Raw genomic sequence first — 18692 nt, forward strand, 5'->3', positions numbered from 1 at the left:
TAAAGGCGCCTGAACTTAGGCTGCGATGACATAGCGCGCCTCGCCCGGCCGCTTGCACATGCGCTTCGACACCATTGTTTCCTCGCCTTCGACGATGATGACGTCGGTGACGTTCATGCATTTGCGGCCTCGGCCGCCATCGTCGATCGATGCGATGGTCGACGACCCGCTGACCCCTTCGCGGGTTCCGCTTGTCCAGCTTGCGGTCGCGCCGACCTCTTCGCCGCGCGTGACCTCTTCGGTTGCGGCGGCGGCCTGCACCTGCTCCGCGGGGTCGAGACGGCAGGCAATGGCGTCGGTCAACGTCCCGCTCACCTCGGCAATCGGAACATAGCTATAGACGCCCGCCTTGCTGGCGGCGTCACCGACGGCATCGCGAATGACGCCGCCCAGAATGTCGCGTCCCACGCTGCTGCCCGATTTGCCCTTCGGACAGCCACCATTATCCTTTTCACTCGGGCTAGGCGCCGGAGTCGGACTTGTGACCTTCCGCAACAAACTGCCGAACTGTGCACCCGCCGGAGCAACCGCCAGCAGGGAAACCGCCAACGCCGCGGGAACACTCCAAATTTTGCGCATGTCTTCTTCACCTTCGTCGCGCCGCATAGGGCCTGTTTCGCGACCTGTTTTATCGGTCGATCATGCCACCCGCCGTGATTTTCAGCAACACCTTCGGAAATCTCATCCTGACAGGTTGAATTAAGCGGCAATATGGCTCACTAAGCGCCGCCATGCTTTCGCAAAAGACCCGCTACACGATCCGCGCCTTCCAGCATCTTGCCGACCATTGGGGCAAGGGGCAGGTGCAGCTGGCGGACATCGCGGACGCACAGAATATCCCTCCCAAATTCCTGACCGTGATCCTGTCCGAAATGGCGCGCGAGGGATTGCTGATTTCACAGCGCGGACGGGACGGCGGATATCAGCTCGCACTGCCACCCATCGATATCAGCTATGGCGATCTTGTCCGGTTGACGCGCGGTTCGCTGGCGCTCGTTCCGTGCGCCAGCCGCAACGCGCACGAGCATTGCAAAAACTGCCTGCCCGAGACCGAATGCCGTATGCGCAGCCTGATGCTGAAGGTACGCGACGATACCGCGGCGATCCTCGACCGCATCACATTGGCCGATCCGATCCGCATGGAAGCGGTGTTCGAGAACGAACCCACCGCCCACTGATCGCGCGAATACCGGCCCGGCGTGGCCGTGACCCTCCCCAACCCAGCTGCCCCGACAGGACTCCGGCAAGAAAAAAGGCCCCGGCGCGATGCGCGGGGCCTTTTTCGGGGAATGGTGGAGCCTAGCGGGATCGAACCGCTGACCTCTACAATGCCATTGTAGCGCTCTCCCAGCTGAGCTAAGGCCCCGTGCCATTTCCGAACGATCGCGTCTGGGTGATGCGATCGGGACGCCGCCTTTACCAGTGCGGGCGTCCGATGCAAGGGGGCAAATGCATCCAGCGATGCTTTTTTGTCCCCTCGCCCGAAAACTCAGCTTTCGTCTTCGTCGTCGTCGCCGGTCGCGACGCCCAGATCGTCGTCACCGCCAAGGTCGACGTCATTATCCGGCGAATCATTGTCCTCGTCGACGTCGACGTCCAGATCCAGATCGTCGTCGGCCGTCTCTTCCTTGACCTTGCCCGGCTTTTCGACTTCCTCAAACGGGATCGGCTGCTTCGATTTCAGCACCGATTCCGGGATCCAGGCATAGCCGCAATTGATGCAGGTAACCGGATCATCCTTGGTCAAATCATAGAATCGGGTGGCGCATTTCGGGCAGCTGCGCTTCGCGCCCCATTCAGCCTTTACCATATATGCCTCGTATCCCTCTGGAAACAGGATGGAAATATCGGAAAAACAACGGCGCCTGAATAGCTATCCGTCAAATCGGCGTGCGCCTTGCCAGATTGTCGGGCCGCTGTCAAAAGCCGCACGCCATGATAGACCCGATCGCCACGCCGCGCAGCTTTTCCGCCTCACCGCCGCTCAGGGGGCAGATTGCCATTCCCGGCGACAAGAGCATCTCGCACCGCGCGCTGATGTTCTCGGCGCTGGCCGTCGGAACCAGCCGCGTGACCGGCCTGCTCGAAGGGCATGATGTGCTCGCCACCGCCGCCGCCATGCGCGCAATGGGCGCCCACATCGAACGGGGCGCATCGGGCGAATGGCGCATCGACGGCGTCGGCGTCGGCGGCCTGCTCCAGCCGCAAGCGGCGCTCGACATGGGCAACAGCGGGACCTCGACCCGCCTGCTGATGGGGCTGGTCGCCAGCCACCCGATCACCGCCACCTTTATCGGCGACGCCAGCCTGTCGGGCCGCCCGATGGGCCGGGTCATCGATCCCCTGTCCCAGATGGGCGCCGACATTTCGGCATCGCCCGGCGCCAACGGGACCCAGACACTGCCGCTGATGGTGCGCGGCATGGCCCCGGCCATCCCCCTCTCCTATCGCCTGCCGATGGCGTCGGCACAGGTGAAAAGCGCGGTGCTGCTCGCCGGGCTCAACACGCCGGGCATCACCGAGGTGATCGAACCCGTCGCGACGCGCGACCATAGCGAACGCATGTTGCGCGGCTTCGGCGCCGACCTCTCGGTCGAGATCGACGCGGACGGCGCCCGCCATATCCGCATTCGCGGCGAGGCCGAACTGAAGCCGCAGACGATAGAAGTGCCCGGCGATCCGTCGTCGGCCGCCTTCTTCATTGTCGCGGCGCTCTTGGTTCCGGGGTCGGACGTGACGATCGCCAACGTCGGCCTGAACCCGACCCGCGCCGGCCTGGTCGAGGTTTTGCGCGCGATGGGGGGCGACATCGAACTGGTCGACGCCCGCGACGTCGGCGGCGAACCGGTCGCGGACCTGCGCGTCCGGCACAGCAGCCTGTCGGGAATCGACGTCGACCCGGCCGTCGCACCCAGCATGATCGACGAATTCCCTATCCTCTTCATCGCGGCCGCGTTGGCCGAAGGGCGCACGGTGATGACGGGCCTTGACGAACTGCGCGTCAAGGAAAGCGACCGCATAGCGGTGATGGCGACGGGGCTTCAGGCGATCGGCGCCCGCGTCACCGAGACCGAGGACGGGATGATCATCGACGGCACCGGCGGCGCACCGCTTCCCGGCGGGGCGACCGTCGCGGGCCATCTCGATCATCGCATCTGCATGAGTTTCGCGATCGCGGGCCTCGTCAGCAAGGACGCCGTGACGATCGACGACATGACGCCGGTCGGAACCAGCTTTCCCAATTTCGAAACCCTTTTGACGGAGTTGACCCCATGAAGATGCTCCACCTGCCGGTCGCGGCCCTGGCCATGATCGCAACGGGCGCCTGCGCCGCTTCCGCCCCGACCGCCGTGTCGGCGACGCCGGCCGCGCCCGCCACCCTTCAGGATCGGGTCGACAGCAGCTTTTCGCCCCTGGCGATCAACAGCCGCCTGGCCGACGTCAAAGCTGGCCTCCAGATGATCACGGAAAATGATTGCCTGGAAATGGACGAATGCGAGTGGCGCGATGCGGAAGGCGTGCGACACTTCTTCTGGAGCGATTCGTCGGACACGCCGAAATTGCTGGTCATCAAGTTCGTCGTCGCATCGGAATTCGAAGGACGGGCAATTTCGGCGCTCGGCATCGGCAACGCCCGCATGAAAGCCGATGTCATCGACCGCGTCCGCGCCTTCGACCCGCGCATGCAGGTCGAATGCGACGGAAAGAATGTGTCCGGCAACGTCGGCGTTCAGGAATGCGCCGCAACGGTCGGCGACGGGTGGGTTCAGATCGGTTTCGATGCCGATGACCGGCTGACGAAAATCCGCTTCGACGGCTATCAGTTCATCTGAGGCGAGGAGCGAAGCCGATGATCATCGCCGTCGACGGCCCGACCGCTTCGGGCAAAGGCACCATCGCCAAGGCGCTGGGGTCGCATTTCGGATTGCCTGTGCTCGACACCGGCCTTCTCTATCGCGCGGTCGGATATCAGACCCAGCTCAACCACGGCGATGCCGACAAGGCCGCCGATGCCCTGGCTGCCTGCGCCTTTCCCGACACCCTGCTGGACGACCCGGCGCTGCGCTATGAAACCACCGGCGGCCTCGCAAGCCGGGTTTCGGTCCATCCGGAGGTGCGCGCCGCCCTTTTCCAACGCCAGGTCGATTTCGCGAACCAGCCCGGCGGTGCCATACTCGACGGGCGGGATATCGGGACGGTCATTGCCCCCCATGCGGACGCAAAGCTGTTCGTTACCGCCTCCGCCGACGAGCGCGCGCGGCGGCGCCATGCCGAATTGCTGTCGCGCGGGGTCGAGGTCGGCTTCGATGTCGTGCTGGCCGACATTCGCGCCCGCGATGCCCGCGATACCGGACGCGCGGATGCGCCACTGGTCCGGGCGGCCGATGCCCTGCTGCTCGACACCAGCATGATGGACCGCGACGCCGCTGTCGCTGCCGCGATCGCCTTCGTCGACCAGCAGCGCGAGCGCGAGCGCTAGAATTCGGCCTTTTTCCTTGCTCGGGGGCTGGCCAACGCCTATAGGCGCGCCGTCCGATGGGCGTTTTCGCCGGTCGAGGCATGGACAATCCGCCGCCCGATATCGGGCGTCGGGCGTGACGGAAATACCCCGTTGCGCCCCTTTTGCGTTGCCCGTGCCTTGCCGGTGCCGCGTTCAAAGGATGTTTTGCATTGCATTCGGCAGGCAAGACGGATCGGCCAAAAGACCAGCGGAACCAACCGCTTGGCCGGAACAAATGAAGTAAGGAACATATTTATGGCCTCTACGGCTTTTCCGACTCGCGACGATTTTGCCGCGATGCTCGATGAATCGCTGGGCGGCGCCGACGGCGGCTTTGAAGGCCGCGTCGTCAAGGGCACCGTAACCGGCATCGAAAACGACATGGCAGTGATCGACATCGGCCTGAAGAGCGAAGGCCGCGTTGCGCTTCGCGAATTCGCGATGCCCGGCCAGAAGGCCGATCTGAAGATCGGTGACGAAGTCGAAGTCTATGTCGACCGCGTCGAAAACGCCAATGGCGAAACCATGCTGTCGCGCGACCGCGCTCGCCGCGAAGCCGCCTGGGACCGCCTGGAAGAAGAATTCAACAAGGAAGCTCGCGTCGAAGGCGTGATCTTCGGCCGCGTCAAGGGCGGCTTCACCGTCGACCTCGGCGGCGCCGTGGCCTTCCTTCCCGGAAGCCAGGTCGATATCCGCCCCGTGCGCGACGTCGGCCCGCTCATGGACCTGCCGCAGCCCTTCCAGATCCTCAAGATGGATCGCCGCCGCGGCAACATCGTCGTGTCGCGCCGCGCCATCCTCGAGGAAACCCGCGCCGAACAGCGTTCGGGCCTGATCCAGAACCTCGAAGAAGGTCAGATCATCGAAGGCGCGGTCAAGAACATCACCGATTACGGTGCGTTCGTCGACCTCGGCGGCATCGACGGCCTGCTCCATGTCACCGACATGAGCTACAAGCGCGTCAACCACCCGAGCGAAGTCATCAACATCGGTGACACCGTCAAGGTTCAGATCATCCGCATCAACCGCGACACGCAGCGCATCAGCCTGGGCATGAAGCAGCTCGAAAGCGATCCGTGGGAAGGCGTCGCCGCCAAGTACCCGGTCGGTGCAAAGCTGTCGGGCACCGTCACGAACATCACCGACTATGGTGCGTTCGTCGAACTGGAACCCGGCATCGAAGGCCTGGTCCACGTCAGCGAAATGTCGTGGGTCAAGAAGAACGTCCACCCCGGCAAGATCGTTTCGACCAGCCAGGAAGTCGACGTCATCGTCCTCGAAGTCGACAGCGAAAAGCGCCGCATCAGCCTGGGTCTCAAGCAGGCTCAGTCGAACCCCTGGGGCGCGTTTGCCGATGCGCATCCGGTCGGCAGCGTCGTCGAAGGCGAAGTCAAGAACGCGACCGAATTCGGTCTGTTCGTCGGCCTGCCCGGCGACGTCGACGGCATGGTTCACATGTCGGACATCGCCTGGGGCATCTCGGGCGAAGAAGCGCTGCACCTTCACCGCAAGGGCGAAAATGTACAGGTTGTCGTTCTCGACGTCGACGTCGAGAAGGAACGCATCAGCCTGGGCATCAAGCAGCTTGAAAAGGGTGCACCCGCGATCGGCGCCGGCGCTGGCGCTGGCTCGCTGAAGAAGAACGACGTCGTCACCGTCACCGTCCTCGAAGTCCGCGACAACGGCCTCGAAGTTCAGGCTGGCGACGATGGCGCGACCGGCTTCATCAAGCGCGCCGACCTTGGCCGCGACCGCGACGAACAGCGTCCGGAACGCTATCAGGTCGGACAGAAGTTCGACGCGATGGTCACCGGTTTCGACCGTTCGAAAAAGCCGAACTTCTCGGTCAAGGCGATGCAGATCGCCGAAGAGAAGCAGGCTGTCGCCCAATATGGTTCGTCGGACTCGGGCGCATCGCTCGGCGACATCCTCGGCGAAGCGCTGAAGGCTGGCAAGAAGGACTAACCCTTCTTCCTCTCAAGCCATTGGAAAAGGCCCGCAGAGTGTCTCTCTGCGGGCCTTTTTCGTAGCGTCATATCTTTTGACCGAATGCCGATTCATGTTACTCTCCACAGTGCGTAGGGAGGGGTCCTCACGCACTGGTTTTCCGGCAACGACCGGAAGATGATTGCGTCCGTCGCAGACGCGCGTGAAAACAAGGGGAAGCATATGATCCGGTCGGAACTGGTTCAAAAGATTGCAAGCGAGAACAGCGACTTGCGCCTGGAGGAGGTCGAACGCATCGTCGACGCCTTCTTCGATTCCATTGTCGAACAGCTGGCCGCCGGGGGGCGGGTCGAGCTGCGAGGCTTCGGGGCCTTTTCAACCCGGGCGCGCGAGTCGCGCACGGGACGCAATCCCCGCACCGGCACGCCGGTCGCGGTGAGTGCGAAAAATGTGCCCTATTTCAAGCCCGGCAAGGAAATGCGCGAGCGGCTGAACGGCTAGCCTCGAACCGAACAATCCGCGACGGCTACCGATTCAGTTCTTGAGCCGGTAGCCCGTCCGGAACATCCAGAAGATGACCGCGAGACAGATCGCGAAGAACAGGGCCACCGCGCCCATGCTCACCTCTATCGCCACATCGCCCTGACCAAAGAAGGTCCAGCGAAAGCCGCTGATCAGATAGACGACCGGGTTGAACAGCGTCACGGTCTGCCAGGCCTTGGGCAACATATCGAGCGAATAGAAGGCACCGCCAAGGAAGGTCAGCGGATAAACGACCAGCAGCGGGATCACCTGCAACTGCTCAAAGCTCTGGGCCCAGATGCCGATGATGAAACCGAACAGGCAGAAAGTCACGGCCATCAGGATCATGAAGGCCGCCATCAACAGCGGATGCGCGACCTCGACATCGACAAACAGATGCGCGGTCGCAAAGATGATGCTGCCTATGATCACCGATTTGGTCGCCGCCGCCCCGACATAGGCGATCAGCAGTTCGAGCGGCGACATCGGCGCGGACAGCATCTCATAGATCGTGCCGGTCCATTTCGGCATATAGATGCCGAAGCTGGCGTTGCTGATGCTCTCGGTAAACATCGTCAGCATCATCAGCCCCGGTACGATGAACGCGCCATAGGAAATGGCGCTGATCTCGTTCATCCGGCTGCCGATCGCCGACCCAAAGACCACGAAATAGAGCGCGGTGGTAATCACCGGCAGCATCAGGCTGGTCCAGAACGTCCGTCCGAAACGCGCCATTTCGAAAAGATAGATGGCGCGGATGCCGCGCATATTGCTGATCATCGCCCTTGCTCCTCGCCGTTCCGATTGTCGTGGACCAGTCCCACGAAAATATCCTCAAGCGAGCTTTGCTTCGTATTGAGATCCTTGAAGGCGATGCCAAGATCGCTCATCCGCCGTAACAGGGATGGCACCCCGGTCGCCTCCGCCTGGCTGTCGAATTCATATACCAGTTCGTGCCCGTCACCGGTCAGCTCCAGCTTCCAATCGGCCAGCGCTTCGGGGATCGCGTCGAGCGGTTCGGCAAGGTTCAACGTCAGTGTCTTGCGCCCCAGCTTCTTGATCAGCGCATTTTTTTCCTCGACCAGAATCAGCCGCCCCTTGCTGATCACCCCGACGCGGTCGGCCATCTCTTCGGCCTCCTCGATATAGTGGGTCGTCAGGATGATGGTGACGCCGCGTTCGCGCAAGGACCGCACCATGTTCCACATGTCGCGGCGCAGCTCGACATCGACACCGGCGGTCGGCTCGTCGAGAAACAGGATTTCGGGCTCATGGCTCAGTGCCTTGGCAATCATCACGCGGCGCTTCATTCCGCCCGACAATTCCATGATCTTGCTGTTGCGCTTGTCCCACAGCGACAGGTCGCGCAGCAATTGCTCGACAAATGCCGGATCGCGGCGCTTGCCGAACAGCCCGCGCGAAAAGCTGACCGTCGCCATCACCGTTTCAAAGGCGTCCGTATGGAGTTCCTGCGGTACCAGTCCGATCATCGTGCGGGCGCCGCGATAATCGCGGGCATGATCGTGGCCGCCCACGGTAACGGTTCCGCTGCTCGCGGTGACGATACCGCATATGATGCTGATCATCGTCGTCTTGCCCGCGCCATTCGGCCCAAGCAGCGCGAATATCTCGCCCTTCGCGATTTGAAGATTGACGTCGGACAAGGCCTGATGCCCGCTTTTATAGGTTTTCCCGAGGCCGACGATATCCAGGACAACTTGCATGGGGCCGACACCTAACCGACTGAGCCCACTGGGTGAAGCGCTAAACATTGCTTGACCTTGCCCCGTCCATCGGCTTTTCCCGGCGACGGTGCTGCGGACGTGGCGGAACCGGTAGACGCAGCAGACTTAAAATCTGCTATCCTTTTGGGTGTATGGGTTCGAGTCCCATCGTCCGCACCAACGGACCGTCGCGGCGACGCGGCATGGCTATCGACGGCGATCGATGGCGACAATGTGGTCGCCGACCATTGCGACTTCCCCCTTCGACGGGCAACGCCTATTCGGGTGTCGGACCGCAAGGCCAGGATCGGCCGGAACAAGTGAAGGATCGGATGCAATGGCGGGAATGCGCAGCCTATGGCGAACAGCGGCTCGCGCCGTGGCCGGAGGGCTCCTGCTTTCGGCGACAGGATGCGGCCTGTTCGGCGAACCAGGCCCAGTACGCGTCGCGGCGATCGGCCCCCTCAATCCGAGTGCGAACCCCGTCAACGGTGAACTGTCGGCCGCCAACGCCGCCCTGCTCGACGCGACGTCCCAGGGCCTTGTCGGGTTCGACAATGAAGGACAGATCGAACCGGGGCTCGCCGAACGCTGGACAGTGACCACCGACGGGCGCAGCTATATTTTCCGGATCCGCGAGGCGAAATGGGCCGATGGCCGCAAGGTAATGGCGGACGAGGTGGCCACGATCCTGCGCTCCTATGTCGCCGCGCGCAGCCGTCATGTTCTGAAGGATGATTTTCCGGAGGTCGAGGCGATCCGCGCGATGACCGACAGCGTCATCGAAATTCGGCTCGGGGTTCCGCAATCGGCGCTGCTCGAACTGCTGGCCCAGCCGTCGATGGCGATTGTCGGAAAAGGTCGCGGCTGGGGGCCGATGCGGGCGCGCCGGGCGGGCCGCGCCATGCTGCTCTCCCCCGTTCCAGACCCCCTGGCCGAGGATGCCGAAGCCGCACAGGCGGCCGCGAACGACCCGGCCGCATCGGTCGAACTGATCGGCACCGACGCGCCGCGCGCCCTGGCGCGGTTCAAAAATGGCTATGCCGACGCCGTGCTCGGCGGTCGCTTTTCCACCCTGCCCTATTTCGCTTCTTCGAACGTCGCGCGCGCGCGATTGGTCGTCGACCCCGTCCCCGGACTGTTCGGCCTCGCCTTTGTGCGCCCCGAAGGATTTCTGGCAACCGATACCAATCGCGACGCGCTGACCCGGCTGATCCGCCGCGAACGGCTGACCGAAGCCTTTGGCCTGTCCGAATGGCGCCCGCAATTCACCCTGCGCCCGTCGGTTCACGCCCGCGATGGCGGCCCCGCCGCACTGGTGCCGGCATGGACCGAATATGACGATGCCTCGCGCTTGACTCAGGCGCGGCGGGTCATCGACGCCTGGCGCGGGGCCGGGCGCGACATACCGACGCTGCGTATCGCGCTTCCCGACACGCCGGGCGGGCGGATATTGTTCGCCTATGTCGCCGCTGATTTCGCGCGGGTCGGCATCAAGAGCGAACGAGTGGCCCTCGATGCCGTCGCCGACCTGAAACTGATCGACGAGGTGGCGCCGAACGACGATCCCGTCTGGGCGCTGCGCCGCCTTTCGTGCCGTCGCGATACGCTGTGCAATCGCGACGCACAGAATTTGATCGATCAGGCGACAGCCAATGTCGACGCGGGGCAACGCGGCCAGCAAATCGGCGAGGCAGAGGCCGTCCTTGCCCGCTATGTTCCCTTCATTCCGCTCGCGACGCCGCTCCGCTGGTCGGTGGCGGCCCAACGCCTGACCGGGCTGCGCGCCAATGGCCGGTCGCAGCACCCATTGAATCGACTGATCGCCAATCCCAACTAATGATTGGCGCGCGCCGTGCGCGCTTGTTGAAAGGACCCCGATGGCCCCTTCGAAGGCGAACCCCGATGCGATCTTCGACGCATTCATACCCGATCGGAACGATCCCGCCGCGCTGCGCAAGCGCGTCGAAACGCTCGAAATGCTGCTCGAACGCAGCTTCGTCATTCCCGGCATCAATCGCCCGGTCGGCTTGGACGCGATCGTCGGGCTTGTTCCGGTCATCGGCGACGTCGTGACCGCCGCCATGGGCGCCTATCTGATCTGGGAAGCGCGAAACCTGGGCATGCCCAAGTGGAAAATTGCGCGCATGATGGGCAATCTCGGCGTCGATACCGCGCTGGGCGCCATTCCGTTCGTCGGCGATGCCTTCGACTTCCTGTTCCGTTCGAACAGCCGCAATCTGCGGATCATCAAACGGCACCTCGACAAGCATCATCCAGGCACGATCGTCATCGACCAGTAAGCAACACTCTTCCATCGCGGTGTGTGATGGTGCTAGCACAGCCCATCCGCACCGCCTTGGAGATGACGATGATCCGCGCCCGCCTTGCCGCGCTTGCCTTTGCCTGTTCCACCGCCGCCATCGCGATCGCCGCCGAACAGGGCGCCGATCCCTGGCTGTGGCTGGAGGATATCGAGGGCGCAAAGGCGCTCGACTGGGTGAAGAAGGAAAATGCCGCAACCGACGCGCTGTTGCTGAAACGGCCGGGGTTCGAGGCTGACCGCCAGCGCGCCCGCGCGATCCTGGACGATGATCGCCAGATCGCGATGCCCGGCACGGTGATGGGCGACAGCATCACCAATTTCTGGCGCGATGCCAAGAATCCGCGCGGCGTGTGGCGGCAAAGCCCGCTCGACGCCTGGCTGGCGGGCAAGCCCCAATGGTCGACGCTGATCGACGTCGATGCGCTGGGCAAGGCCGAAGGGAAAAGCTGGGTCTGGCACGGCGCTGACTGCCTTGCCCCCGAATATCGGCGCTGCCTCGTCTCGCTGAGCCCAGGCGGCACCGACGCCGATGTGGTGCGCGAATGGGACCGCACGACCAAAAGCTTTGTCGCCGACGGCTTTACCCTGCCCGAAGCGAAGAGCAGCGTTACCTGGGAAGATGCCGACACGCTGCTGGTCGCCACCGATTATGGGACGGGCAGCATGACCGCGTCGGGTTATCCCCGCATCGTCAAGCGCTGGAAACGTGGCACCCCGCTCGCCCGCGCGGCAACGGTGGTGGAAGGCGCGCATGAAGACGTCGGCATGGGCGTGTTCGCCGCGATGGACGGCGATCAGCGCTGGACGATCATCAGCCGCAACAAGACCTTCTATACCAGCGACTATTTCATCCCCGGCGCGGGCGGCGACAGCTATGTTCAGGCGCCGATCCCCGACACCGCCGACCTGCGGGAGATATTGGCGGGCCAGGCGATCATCTTCCTCAACAAGGCGCAGGACGGTTTTGCGCAAGGGTCGCTGATCGCCATGCCGCTCGCCGACATGGCGGCAGGACGCAAAGCGGCGCCGGTCGCGGTGATGGCTCCGACCAAGGCACAGGCGATCGAGGATGTCGCGGCGAGCGACAATATCCTGTGGGTCAAGGCACTCGACGATGTCGAGGGTCGGTTGTTTGCGCTGCGCCGCGACCCCGCAACGGGGACATGGCGCCAACAGCCGGTGCCGCTCGCCGACAATGCCACGGTGCAGATCGCCGGGACGGTCGGCAAGCGCGACATGGTTCTTGCCACCGCAGAAACCATGCTGACGCCCCCGACCCTCTATGCCGCCGGAACCGATGGCATGCCGCGGGCGGTGCAAAGCCTGCCTGAAAGCTTCGACGCTGGCGGGATGACGGTCGAAAAGCGCTTCGCAACGTCAAGCGACGGCACGAAAATCCCCTATTTCCTCGTCCGCAAAACGGGCGCCAAAGGCCCCGTCCCGGCGCTCATCCACGCCTATGGCGGCTTCCGCTCGGCACAGACCCCCGCATATCTGACCGGCCAGCCCTATCGCGCGGGTCCGCTCGGCCTGTTCTGGGTCGAGGACGGCAATGCCTATGTCCTCGCCAATATCCGCGGTGGCGGCGAATATGGCCCCGCCTGGCATCAGGCGGCACTGCGCGAAAAGCGCCAGAACAGCTTCGACGATCTCCATGCGGTGGCAGAGGATCTGGTCCGCACCGGGGTCAGTGCAAAGGGCCGGATCGCGATTTCGGGTCGCTCGAACGGCGGCGTACTGGTCGGTGCGGCGATGACCCAGCGCCCCGATCTTTATGGCGCCGTCATCTCGGGCTCGCCGCTCAAGGACATGCGGCGCTATAACAGGATGCTCGCGGGCGCCTCGTGGGTCGCCGAATATGGCGATCCCGACAATCCCCAGGATTGGGCCTTCCTGTCGAAATATTCTCCCTATCAGAATATCCGCAAGGGCGTGAAATATCCGCCGATCTTCCTTTACCTCTCGACCAAGGACGATCGCGTCCATCCCGGCCACGCGCGCAAATATGCGGCGCGGCTCAAGGAAAATGGCAACCGCGTCTATTATCACGAATATCTGGAGGGCGGCCATTCGGTCGGCGCCGATCATGCCGAGGATGCGGTGCGCGCCGCGATGCTCCACGGCTTTTTACAGCGCGAACTGGTCGAACCCAAATAATCGTGTGGCTCCCCCGGCTCCGGCCGGGGGCGTTTCGCTAACGCTCGAGCTTTGTCGCCAGGATCACCGAAGTGGTCGTGCGCTCGACCCCCTCGAACAGGCCGACATCGTCGATCAGCTCGTTGAGCTGGACGCTATCGTCGGCTTCCAGCATCGCGATCATGTCATATTCGCCGCTGATCGCATGGATCGCCTGCACCTGCGGCAGGCTGGCGAGCGCCTGTTCGACCTCGCGGTGATAACGGGGCAAGGTCTTGATCATCATATGCGCCCTGACGCGACTGGCAGCGAAAGCATCGCCCAGGCGGACGGTATAGCCCGCAACCACATTTTCTTCTTCCAGCCGCGCCAGGCGCGAATAGATTTGCCCGCGTGAAATGCCGACTTCCTTGGCAAGCTGTGCTATGGTCTGGCGCGCATCATCGCGAAGAAGGGTGAGCAGGCGTTCATCGACCTCATCCAGATTGATGCCGCCCGGCAGCATCAATCAGCCCACGCTTCGTCGGCAAAAATCGCCGTTTCCGGAGGCTGCCCCGCACTCATGCGCCCTCTATACATGCCAAGGTCGTTGATGGCAAAGGCCGGGCGCCCGTCAGGTCCGATGGCGATCAGGCCGCCGTCACCGCCGATGGCGCCCACCGCCATGATCGTTGCCTCGGCCGCCGCCTTCAGGCTCTCGCCCTTCCAGGCCACCCGGTCGCAAAGCTGACGGGCCGCGCTTTCACGGATAAAATATTCGCCCGAACCGGTCGCGGACACCGCGCACCATCCGTTTTTTGCATAGGTCCCGGCGCCGATCACCGGCGAATCGCCGATCCGTCCCCAGCGCTTTCCGGTCATTCCGCCGGTCGATGTCGCGGCGGCCAGATTGCCCTCGCTGTCGATGGCGACCGCGCCGACGGTCCCGAACAAATGCGTCGGATCGACCGCCGCCGCCTGTTTCTCGCGCCAGCGGAGCATCTGTTGCCACCGGTCCTCGGTCCGGAACCAGACCGGATCGACCTGCGCAATGCCGCGTTCGACCGCAAACCGGTCGGCGCCCGCGCCCGACAGCATGACATGCGGGCTCTTTTCCATCACCGCGCGGGCAAGGTCGATTGGATTGCGGGTCCGGGTGACGCCCGCGACCGCCCCCGCCTTTTGCGTCCTGCCGTCCATGATCGCGGCATCAAGTTCGTTCCGTCCCTCGGCGGTAAACACCGCGCCGCGCCCGGCATTGAACAGCGGATCATCCTCCAGCACCCGAACCGCCGTCGCGACCGCGTCGAGCGCCGCCCCGCCCTGGTCGAGCACCGCGCCGCCCGCGCGCAGAGCGGCGTCGAGCCCGGCGCGATAGGCCTTGTCCTTGTCGGGGGTCAGCGCGCCGCGCTCGATCACGCCCGCACCGCCATGAATGGCGAGCGACCAGCGCGGCACCTCCACCAATTCGCCAGCCCGCGCGGCATAGTGGCGCTCGAACACCGGTCGGTCGACCCGTCCCGACGGCAGGTGGACGACCGATCCCGCCCCCACGCCGGTCACTTTGACGCGCGGCGCATCGAGCGGCCCGCGTCCCGCGACGCCGCGCAGCCTGGCGCCGTCGACGACCCACGCATAGCCGTCGGGCGCGGTGGCATAGATGCGCCCCGTCCCGTCGGGCTCAACGGCCAGTGCCGCGCTTTCATCGACGCCCAAGCCGATCATTGCCGGGCGATCGTCAGCGCGGCCGACCTGCGCCTTCGCGACAAAGGCGAACAGGCGGCCGAGCCGGTCGCGTTCCTTGAAATGCGTGTCGGTGACGATACCGGTCAACAGCGGGAAATGCAGGAAATCGCCCTCGATCGTATTCGCCGGGCCCAGCGGGTCGGCGAGCGCCTCGGGACTTTTGATGCTGCCATCGTCCATCGCGCCATAGAGTTTCTCGCCCTGGATCGCGAGCCCCGCGCTGGTCCCGGCGAGCGGTTTGCCCGCTGCGACATGCGCGTCGAGTATCTCGGCCACCGGCGTCCCGCGCCAATATCGGACATAGCGGGCCTGGTCGCCGCCCGCGATGAATATCCCGTCGGCCTTGCGCAGCCGGTCGAGGATCCGGGGGTTCGTCGCCTGTGACCGGGCGTGAAAGACGAAGATCTCGGTCGACTGGATACCGCCGATCTCGCGATAGAATTCCTCGCCAATCTCCTTGCCATAGGACGCGCTGATCACGACGATATGGCCATGTCCGGCTTTGGCGAAGAACCATTTCATCGCGTCGATGTTGCGGTCCCCCCCACCCATCAACAGCAACCCGCCCGAGACCGGACCGGGGGTCGGCGTATCGCGCTTTCCGAACACATAATGCTCATAGGGCTTTTCCTTGCCCGATCGGGCCGCCGCCGGCGTCATCGACAGACTTACGGCCGCGAACAGCAGCCCCAATATTCTCACCACTCGACCAAGCACCGCCCTCTCCTTCCGCCCGCGCCATCACGAGGCACGATGTTACATAATGATTGTACATATCGACAATATGATTCCGTAAACAATCATATTGATTGAAATATTGAACGATATTTGTTCAGAGGGATCGGATTTTGATCGAAAAATAGGGCGCGATTCGCGCCGCACAGATGGTGAGGGGTGGATAATGGTTGGTTTCCGACACAGGTCTTTTCGTACACTGCTGGCCATCGGGGTTTGCGCGCCGGCGATGATCAGCTCTGCGCATGCGCAGGAAAGCGCGGCGGGCAGCGATGAAATCGTCGTGACCGGATCGCGCATTCCCACCATTCGCGACCAGGGGCCGGCCCCCGTTACCACGATCGATTCCGACAGCATCCGCGCCAATGGCTATACCAGCGTCCCCGAACTGCTGGCGGCGATGACGCAGAACAGCGGCGAAACGCAAAGCCCGCAATCGGGCAGCAGCGCCGATTTCACGCCCGGCGCGCAACAGGTCGACCTGCGCGGTCTGGGGCCCAACCATACGCTGGTGCTGGTCAACGGCCGCCGCATCGCCGACTTTCCCCTGCCCTATATCGGACGCAGCAATTTCACCGACATTTCGAACATCCCGGTCAGCCTGATCGACAAGGTCGAGATATTGAGCGGCGCCGGATCGGCGATCTATGGCTCCGACGCGATCGCCGGGGTCGTCAATTTCAAGATGAAGGAACGGCTCGACGGCGTCACGCTCGACTATCGCCACGGCCGCACCCAGCACGGCGGCGGCCTGTCGCACCGTTTCACCGCGACCGGCGGCTGGTCTTCGGGCCGCTTCAATATCGTCGGCGGGATCGAGTATCTCGACCAGCGGCCGCTGTGGGGTTTCCAGCGCAGCATCCAGGACAGCACCGACGATGGCCCGACCGCGTCGAGCCGGGTGGCGCGGCGCACCTTCTATCGTGCCGATTACTGGGACGATTATATCGCCCCGGCCGCCGGAACGTGCGAGGCGCTGTCGCACCTCAACAACGGCTCGGTCGCGCTCTACAACCGGCCGCGTTACGGCGATTTCTGCGGAAGCAAGGAATCGATCGGTTACGGCACGATCATTTCGGGGCGAAAGGGCTTCAACAGCTTCGCCAGCGCTTCCTATGAACTGTCGGACGATGCCAAGCTGTTCGTCGATGCCCAATTGGGGATCAGCAAGGTCCGGTTGATGTACGACGTCACAAAATGGGCGTTCGAACAATCGTCGAGCAGCAGCGACAATTATTTCTACAACAGCTTCACCGACCAGATCGAGGATTGGGGGCGCCAGTTCACGCCGGAGGAAACCGGCGGGTTCGAAATGCAGCGCAGCAAGCAGACGACGTACAGCATCACGCCGGGTATCCGCGGCAGTTTCGGCAAGAGCTGGGACTATGAATTGTCGTTCAACTACAGCCGCTACCAGTCGGTGGTGCGCTGGCCGCAGATCATCAACAGCAAGGCCAAGGATTTCTTCCTCGGTCCGCAACTGGGCATCGATCCCGACAGCGGGTATCCGATCTTCAACGCCGACCCCGCCACGCGCCTCTATCGCGCGTTGACGCGCGCCGAATATGACAGCATCTCGGCCGATACCGTCTATCGGCCGTTCAGCTGGACGAGCAATGCGCAGGCGACGCTCACCAACGGCGAACTGTTCCAGCTCCCCGCGGGACCCGTCGGATTCGCAGCGGTCGCCGAATATGGCAAGCAGGGCTATAACCTCCGTCCCGATCCGCTCGCGCTCACCGACTATTATTACAGCTGGAAGGACAGCGACGGCAAAGGCAAGCGCAGCCACGCCGCGATCGGCGGCGAGGTGCGCGTGCCGGTGCTCGAATTCGTGACGCTGACCGGCGCGGGGCGCTACGACACCTTTGGTTTCGACAGCCGCAATGTTGACAAGTTCACATATAATGGCGGGCTCGAAATCCGGCCGACAAACAGCCTGCTGTTCCGCGCCGCTTACGGCACAGCCTTCCGCGCGCCCGATCTTCACTATCTCTTCACCGGACCGGGCAATGTCGAGGGCGGGGTCGCCGACTATTATCTGTGCCGCCGCGACGAGCCGGGCGTCGAGATCGAGGATTGCGAACGCGGCGATGAGGGTGTTGTCCTCAACCGCAACGGCAACCGCGACCTGAAGCCGGAAACGGGGCGGACACTGACGGCGGGGCTCGTTTTTTCACCGTCGTCGCGGCTGCATGTCTCGGTCGATTATTTCCGGGTGACGCTGGACAATCAGGTTAACGATCTCGACACGCGCAAGCTTGTGCGCGACGAAGCCGATTGTCGGCTTGGCGTGACCGAGAATGGCGCCGCCGTCGATCAGAATTCGCCGACCTGCGTCGATGCCATCGCCCGGATCCAGCGCTTCAGCGGTGGTTCGCTGAACGAACGCATTTCGTCGATCCGGATCAACCCGATCAACGTCGCGCGCGAAAAGACGAGCGGGATCGACGTCGCCTTCCGCGGCACGCTGCCAACCAGCTTCGGGGACTTCACGCTGTCGCTGGCGCACAGCCATGTGTTCAAGCACAGCTTTGTCCAGTATCCGGGCGACCCGGTCGAGAACAAGCTCGCCGCCGACAGCGGCTATTATATGCCGCGCGACAAGTCGAACGGCAGCCTCAGCTGGTCAAAGGACGGACTGCGTTTCACCCTGTCGGGCACCCGCCTCGGCAAGCTTCCCAATTATGACGAAGACGCCTTCATAAAGGCGAGCTATCTCTTCAACGCGACGCTGCAATATGACTTTACCGACCATCTGCGCGGCTCGCTGACCATCCGCAACCTGTTCGACACGATGCCGGTCAAGGATCCGACCTGGTCCGGATACCCCTATTACAACGCAAGCTGGTTCGACAGCATCGGCCGCAGCGTGTTCCTGCAGCTGACCTACAAGCTCGGCGGCGCGCCGCTCTGATGCGCGGACTCCGGGAACCTGCCCAGGCAGCAGGTTCCCGGCCGCGTCCAGCATGGGACAGAACAGGCACCGCCCGGCCGCGCCTCTGGCAAAAACCCCCATGCTACAATGCGGCGGTCGACATATGTTAAGAAGACTTCGATAACGAGGCGCACGCCA

General features: G+C 63.5%; 16 protein-coding genes and 2 tRNA genes. 11 read left to right on the forward strand and 7 right to left on the reverse strand.

Annotated features, from left to right (window positions below):
• Positions 1-15 precede the first annotated feature (15 nt).
• A complete protein-coding gene (locus U0S50_RS12855) occupies positions 16-579 on the reverse strand; it encodes a hypothetical protein (protein ID WP_322309158.1) in 564 nt (187 codons plus the stop codon).
• 152 nt (positions 580-731) lie between these two features.
• Here U0S50_RS12855 and U0S50_RS12860 point away from each other — a divergent pair, with 152 nt between their 5' ends.
• A complete protein-coding gene (locus U0S50_RS12860) occupies positions 732-1178 on the forward strand; it encodes an Rrf2 family transcriptional regulator (protein WP_322309159.1) in 447 nt (148 codons plus the stop codon).
• Positions 1179-1290: 112 nt separating this feature from the next.
• Here the strand turns inward: U0S50_RS12860 and U0S50_RS12865 are convergent.
• Positions 1291-1366 (reverse strand) — tRNA-Ala (locus U0S50_RS12865).
• A gap of 123 nt (positions 1367-1489) precedes the next feature.
• Positions 1490-1810 (reverse strand): FYDLN acid domain-containing protein, encoded by a 321-nt coding sequence (locus U0S50_RS12870; RefSeq protein WP_322309160.1) that lies wholly within the window; start codon positions 1808-1810, stop codon positions 1490-1492.
• Between the two features lie 125 nt (positions 1811-1935).
• Here U0S50_RS12870 and aroA point away from each other — a divergent pair, with 125 nt between their 5' ends.
• The 5 genes from aroA to U0S50_RS12895 all read left to right on the forward strand — a co-directional run bounded on the left by aroA (position 1936) and on the right by U0S50_RS12895 (position 6949).
• The gene (gene aroA / locus U0S50_RS12875) at positions 1936-3276 is read left to right on the forward strand and encodes a 3-phosphoshikimate 1-carboxyvinyltransferase (RefSeq protein WP_322309161.1); all 1341 of its coding nucleotides are present in this window, start codon (positions 1936-1938) and stop codon (positions 3274-3276) included.
• Positions 3273-3833, forward strand: coding sequence for a hypothetical protein (locus U0S50_RS12880; RefSeq protein ID WP_322309162.1), 561 nt, complete (start codon positions 3273-3275; stop codon positions 3831-3833). Before aroA ends, U0S50_RS12880 begins: the two co-directional genes overlap by 4 nt.
• A 17-nt stretch (positions 3834-3850) precedes the next feature.
• Positions 3851-4480 (forward strand): (d)CMP kinase, encoded by a 630-nt coding sequence (locus tag U0S50_RS12885; protein ID WP_322309163.1) that lies wholly within the window; start codon positions 3851-3853, stop codon positions 4478-4480.
• A 276-nt stretch (positions 4481-4756) separates the two neighbouring features.
• On the forward strand, positions 4757-6466 hold the full coding sequence (gene rpsA, locus U0S50_RS12890) for a 30S ribosomal protein S1 (protein WP_322309164.1): 1710 nt from the start codon (positions 4757-4759) through the stop codon (positions 6464-6466).
• Positions 6467-6670: 204 nt separating this feature from the next.
• Positions 6671-6949: an integration host factor subunit beta gene (locus U0S50_RS12895; RefSeq protein ID WP_322309165.1), complete on the forward strand. Its 279-nt coding sequence runs from the start codon at positions 6671-6673 to the stop codon at positions 6947-6949.
• A gap of 33 nt (positions 6950-6982) precedes the next feature.
• On the opposite strand, the gene U0S50_RS12900 is transcribed toward U0S50_RS12895, so the two are convergent.
• Positions 6983-7750, reverse strand: a complete 768-nt coding sequence (locus U0S50_RS12900) for an ABC transporter permease (RefSeq protein ID WP_322309166.1) — start codon at positions 7748-7750, stop codon at positions 6983-6985.
• Positions 7747-8694 (reverse strand): ABC transporter ATP-binding protein, encoded by a 948-nt coding sequence (locus U0S50_RS12905; RefSeq protein WP_322309167.1) that lies wholly within the window; start codon positions 8692-8694, stop codon positions 7747-7749. Before U0S50_RS12905 ends, U0S50_RS12900 begins: the two co-directional genes overlap by 4 nt.
• 93 nt (positions 8695-8787) lie before the next feature.
• Here U0S50_RS12905 and U0S50_RS12910 point away from each other — a divergent pair.
• From U0S50_RS12910 to U0S50_RS12925, 4 genes are all read left to right on the forward strand, one after another.
• Positions 8788-8874, forward strand: a tRNA-Leu gene (locus U0S50_RS12910).
• Positions 8875-9073: 199 nt separating this feature from the next.
• On the forward strand, positions 9074-10534 hold the full coding sequence (locus U0S50_RS12915) for an ABC transporter substrate-binding protein (protein ID WP_322309168.1): 1461 nt from the start codon (positions 9074-9076) through the stop codon (positions 10532-10534).
• A 40-nt stretch (positions 10535-10574) separates the two neighbouring features.
• A complete protein-coding gene (locus tag U0S50_RS12920; RefSeq protein WP_322309169.1) occupies positions 10575-10997 on the forward strand; it encodes a DUF4112 domain-containing protein in 423 nt (140 codons plus the stop codon).
• A gap of 68 nt (positions 10998-11065) precedes the next feature.
• A complete protein-coding gene (locus tag U0S50_RS12925; RefSeq protein ID WP_322309170.1) occupies positions 11066-13177 on the forward strand; it encodes a prolyl oligopeptidase family serine peptidase in 2112 nt (703 codons plus the stop codon).
• A gap of 37 nt (positions 13178-13214) precedes the next feature.
• Here U0S50_RS12925 and U0S50_RS12930 read toward each other — a convergent pair whose 3' ends face one another.
• Positions 13215-13661: an Lrp/AsnC family transcriptional regulator gene (locus U0S50_RS12930; RefSeq protein ID WP_322309261.1), complete on the reverse strand. Its 447-nt coding sequence runs from the start codon at positions 13659-13661 to the stop codon at positions 13215-13217.
• Complete coding sequence (locus U0S50_RS12935) at positions 13661-15598, reverse strand: isoaspartyl peptidase/L-asparaginase (protein ID WP_322309171.1); 1938 nt, start codon at positions 15596-15598, stop codon at positions 13661-13663. Before U0S50_RS12935 ends, U0S50_RS12930 begins: the two co-directional genes overlap by 1 nt.
• Before the next feature lie 247 nt (positions 15599-15845).
• On the opposite strand from U0S50_RS12935, the gene U0S50_RS12940 reads away from it, so the two are divergent.
• Positions 15846-18533: a TonB-dependent receptor plug domain-containing protein gene (locus U0S50_RS12940; RefSeq protein WP_322309172.1), complete on the forward strand. Its 2688-nt coding sequence runs from the start codon at positions 15846-15848 to the stop codon at positions 18531-18533.
• The last annotated feature ends 159 nt before the right edge of the window (positions 18534-18692 follow it).

Source organism: Sphingopyxis sp. (genome assembly GCF_034380315.1).
Classification (GTDB): domain Bacteria; phylum Pseudomonadota; class Alphaproteobacteria; order Sphingomonadales; family Sphingomonadaceae; genus Sphingopyxis.